We start from the raw sequence: 4,737 nt of genomic DNA, 5'->3' as shown, positions 1-4,737 counted from the left end.
TTAAAAAGTTATCATCCTTTATTTAAAAGGTCATCATCCGCTGTTTTCATGTACCCCCTCCTCATATTCTTATACTTCCCTTTTCATTTCATTCTATAACTCAGTCCGATTCCGCATTTTTTACCCATAGAATCCTACTGACAGATGGTACTGATAGGCTTAGATTTTCTACCTAGTTTCTTAAGTACCCCCTAGAGGTTAGCTGAGGATGGTTCCTTTCGCTGTCTTTTCTTACAGACCATCTTACCATCTGTTTACTCGTCTCTCTAACCGTCCGCATGATCTTATCTTAGTAGTTTCCGGATAGCTCTTCAGAATACGTATTTTTCGGTGATCATTCTCAAAGCGTTTATACCTTCTGAACGGACCAGATGTTCCATAAGTTCCACGTTCTCCTTTTCGAACCTCAACGTTTTCTTTACATCTGACGGGTCGGTGTATCCGAACCGGTCGAGCGCTTCCTTAAGGTCTCGGTTTTTATCAGCCGCTTCGGGTATCGGTATGCCCTGCATGACCGCGTCGACGGCGGCGCGTAATGCGCGGGCACCCGCGCCTGTGCCGCGTGGGTGCCCGTGCACGCCGCCGCCCGCCTGAATAACAACGTCCTTTCCGTGGAGCGCTATCAGGTTATCCACCTTACCGGGGTCAACACCGCCGGACGCAACCGGGAAGAACGGTTTGATATGCTCTGCAAACTCGAAAGCCAACGAACCTATGTAGAACTTTTCGGTACCTTTTCGTTTGACGGCTATCTCATGGAACCTTTTTATGAGCATAGGCGAACCTTCCATCTTACCGACACCAGTTCCTATATGGAGTTGGTCAACACCGATCATTCTGTAGAACTTTTCGTAAACCTGAAAGTTGACACCGAAACTCCCTCTGTGATGTGCGGAATAACCTGCGCGGTGTGCGTGAACGAAGAGTCCGTATCTCTTTGTCAGTTCCATCATATGGGTGAGAGCGGTGAACCCTAACACGTACACGTCCAACATTACCATCTTTTCGCCGTGTTCTCTCACGTATTCCAACCTCTCTACCATCCTGTCTATCGATGAGTCCGTGATGTTCGTTGCATAGAGTTTTTTCTCCCCTGTCTCCTTCTCCGCTTTATCGAGCATCTTCCGCGTTTCGTCAAACCGTTCCTTCCAGGGACAGAACTTTTGGTCTACAAGGTTTTCATCGTCTTTGACAAGGTCCAACCCGTTGACCCAAGCGGTGTACGCCACCTTAGCAAACTCTTTCGGTGTTAAACCTACCTTGGGTTTCACGATGGTTCCTGTATGCGGTCGCCTGTTTCCCGGTTTGTTTGTCCCGATGTATTTTCTTATTCCACGGATCCCGAATTTCGGACCTGTTAACAGTTTTTGAAAACGTATCGGGAATGAGATATCGCAGATGTAGAGTTCTTTAAGTTCTTTAAGCCCGAATATGTTTCCCATAACGCTTGCCTGAAACTGTAACAGATTCTTAGCATCGAAATGTTCGTAAGGATAGGCGATGTATATGAAACCCGAAGTACCAGTGACCTTCACGAGTTTGAATACCCGTGCCCGATATCTTTTGAAAACCTTCCTATTCATCGTCTTTATCCTTGTCCACGTGCCCACCGACGATTCCGCCGCTATTCCTTCAGCGAGTTTCTCCAACGGATATTCTCCAGAAACCCACATCAATACGATGAAATCGTCCTTTGACGGTCTGTACTTGGTGTCGATATATTCGTATCCTCCGTACATCTCCTTTCACCCCGTTCTAAACATTGACCTGGACTTTATTTAACACCTGGACTTCTTCAGATGGTACTCTCCGTAAACATATTTAAAACATTTGCCTTTCCTAATTATTTTGAAAGTTAAATTTTAGAATCATGAGGTAAAAACTTTCTGATAAAAATTTTTGTCGGAGGTATCGGAAATGGCATCCAAGAGACATGGGAAGAAATCCATTGAAAAAACTACACGTCGTACAAAGAACAAAAAGGAAAAGGGTGAAGACCGTGTCGAACAGGTTGCTCTGGATATCGCGATCAACGTTGCGCGGAAAGGTGAAGGTTGTCTTCTTGTGTTGGGCGGATTGAAAGAAGGAAGGGATTACAAATGTCATTTCCCGAACTTCTTCAAAAGAAATAAAGTATCCGTATTCGAACCGGGTATGAAAGAGGTACTGTCCAAACTCGCATGTGTGGACGGTGCGGTTATCATCGACCCTTCGGGTAGGGTGAAAGCTTACGGTGCCCGAATACTGAACACTAAAACCGAGAAGGGGTACGGTACCAGACATTCCGCTGCAAAAGGCGCTTCCGAACGCGGTGCTATTGCGGTGTTGGCGTCCGAACAGGATAAAGTAGTGAGGATATACAAAGAAGGCAAGAAGATCATGGAGATCAATCCGTTTACGAAGAATATAGAGAAGAACATCTCCAAGATCATCAGGTTCCTCGATTCACCCGAGGCAGCAGGTCTACTCGCAGGAGCGGCAGCGATACCGTTTGTCGGTGCGCCGGGTGTTATCGTGTTTGCGGGGAGTTATCTTGTGTCCAAGAAGGCGTTGGAGATGATCAAGAAGATAGAGTTCTGACCTTTCTCAAGAGAGGTAAAGGTTCTTTATATAACCCTCAACGTCATTCGGAAAAGTTTTTAAAAAAACCTCTTCTCTTAAAGTTACTTGTGAAGTTCAGTGGGTGAGTCCATGATGTATAAGAAGGTTATGCTGTTGCTCGTCGTGATCTCTGTTTTTGTGAGTGCTTACGAAGCGCCGTCTAAAGTTCCTGTTTCGGTTCGACACACTTCCGACGGAACCGGTAACATCCTCATTCCTGTTCAGAAAGGGTCCGGCTCGTGCGAGAGTTTGTACCTGGATAAGGGTTGGAACCTTGTCAGTTTTCCGATGGATTCGGTAGTGTTACCGTCAGTGATAAAGGTGTACGCTTTAGCGGATGGGAAATACGTAACGGTTAGAGAGTTTGTACCCGGAACCGGGTATTGGGCGTATTCCGAAGGATACAGAAAAGTGGAGGTGTGCGGTTCGCCCGTTAGTTCGGTGACATGGAAATTGTCCCCAGGCACCCAGTTTTTAGGCGGACCGAGTTCTGAGGTGTCGGTTGACGAGGTCCGTGAGACCTTGGATGCTCGGGTCGGCAGGGGCAAATATAAGTTAGATGTGTATGAGTATTCCCAGGGGAAATATCAGCCCACTAAGGTGATCCGACCGTTCGTTGGTTATCTGGTTAAGTATGAGGGACCAGAAACTAAGGTCGTGTTGGGTAGTAAGGAAGGCGTGTGTGATCATACCTTTACCTTCTCGGACCGGGTTAAGGAACGGGTTGTGGACGGGTTGGAGATTGATTATCTCGGTATGACGAAGGATGGCAGGTTTAGGTTTGTGGTTTACGACAAATCGGCCGGGAAGAAGGAGATGTTCAACCTGACTGAGGGGGAGAGGTTCACCTACGTTTCGCATAAAAGGGTCGGTAAAGAGAAAACTTCTCCGGCTGTTAAGTATACTTTCTCATTACTGGATGTTGGGAACGTTTCTCAGGGGAGTAGTCAACCTACAATACCTGGTGCGATCTCCCGTCCTGTCCGGCCGGTCGGACCTTCATCAGAAGTATCTCTGTGTGTTGATGAGATGAACGTAACCTGTATTTACGATTGTACCGATATTACCGAACCGGGAGATTACGTGTTGTGTAGTGATATAGTTGTATCTCATATTCCTAATTCGTCATCAAGTTGTATACATATTCTTTCTAATAATGTAACTTTAGATGGGATGGATCATTCTATGATGGGACGACCCGAGTTAGATGGTATTTATAGTGTTGGGGATTATGTTGTTATTGAAAATGTTGAGATCTCTGGTTTTAAGAATGGGATATACCTTTATTATTTACCGGATCCTGTGAGGCATAATATTGTAAACAATACGCATCTCTATAACAACACCAGAAGTGGGATTTTTGTTTCCGGATCTGATAATATTCTTGTTGGAAATAAAATTTATGGAAATAATTACGGAATTTTTGAAGTCCACACCACCTCAGGTTCTTTCTCTAATAATATGATAATAAAAAATGACATCAGTTTTAACAACTTAGACGGTGTTCTTCTTGATGGTTCTAACGATAGTGTAATTTCCAATAATATAACTTCAAATCTTGGATCTGGGATATATCTTTATATTAATGCGAGATCCAATGTTATTACGAATAACACCGTGCTAAACAATAGTGAAAAAGGTATCTCTATTAGTTTGGCAGGATCACCTGTAAACAATACCTTCATAAATAATCGGGTATGTTTTAATTATTATCATAACCGTTCTCTTGATATTTATGATACAACTGGGGTTAATACTTTCATAAACACCACCTACGACACGTCCGAACCGGATGACCCAGATTATTTTGATAAGATCGGAAGTTGTACTGCCGAATGTCCGGAAGGATATACTTCCGTAGACGTGGGGGAGAGGTTGTTCTTGGGTAGTTTTGACGGGCATGATTACTATTTCTACAGGTCTTCAGAATCGGATTATCAGATACTTGAAGACGATAGTGTTGTGTTCGATTCCTCAACATCTTCAGAGGGTGACGGAGGGATATTATACGGATTGCCTAATGGCCACTTCGTAGGGGTTGAGATGCTCCGGGGTCATCCTTCATCAGGTTACTGCGTATTAGGTATTAACGGTAGTTTCAGTCATGTGGAATCCGGTGATATGTTCATCCCGCCC

At 44.6% G+C, this 4,737-nt stretch carries 3 protein-coding genes; 2 read left to right on the top strand and 1 reads right to left on the bottom strand.

Going from position 1 to position 4,737, the window contains the following annotated elements:
• Positions 1–311 precede the first annotated feature (311 nt).
• The gene (locus tag J7K41_02335) at positions 312–1,739 is read right to left on the bottom strand and encodes a ribulose-bisphosphate carboxylase large subunit (GenBank protein MCD6549526.1); all 1,428 of its coding nucleotides are present in this window, start codon (positions 1,737–1,739) and stop codon (positions 312–314) included.
• Positions 1,740–1,917: 178 nt separating this feature from the next.
• Here J7K41_02335 and J7K41_02330 point away from each other — a divergent pair, with 178 nt between their 5' ends.
• Both J7K41_02330 and J7K41_02325 read left to right on the top strand, forming a co-directional pair.
• The gene (locus J7K41_02330) at positions 1,918–2,580 is read left to right on the top strand and encodes a diadenylate cyclase (protein ID MCD6549525.1); all 663 of its coding nucleotides are present in this window, start codon (positions 1,918–1,920) and stop codon (positions 2,578–2,580) included.
• Positions 2,581–2,691: 111 nt separating this feature from the next.
• On the top strand, positions 2,692–4,737 hold a 2,046-nt coding region (locus J7K41_02325; protein MCD6549524.1), incomplete at its 3' end, for a right-handed parallel beta-helix repeat-containing protein.

This window comes from Candidatus Micrarchaeota archaeon (genome assembly GCA_021163225.1).
GTDB lineage: Archaea > Micrarchaeota > Micrarchaeia > Anstonellales > JAGGXE01 > JAGGXE01.
Note: the sequence above shows the minus strand (reverse complement) of the source record. Positions and strands in the feature narration are given on the sequence as shown.

Excerpts from the sequence above, each read along its gene's own strand:
- J7K41_02330 (MCD6549525.1), top strand. The coding sequence starts at position 1,918 with ATGGCATCCAAGAGACATGGGAAGAAATCCATTGAAAAAACTACACGT.
- J7K41_02335 (MCD6549526.1), bottom strand. The coding sequence starts at position 1,739 with ATGTACGGAGGATACGAATATATCGACACCAAGTACAGACCGTCAAAG.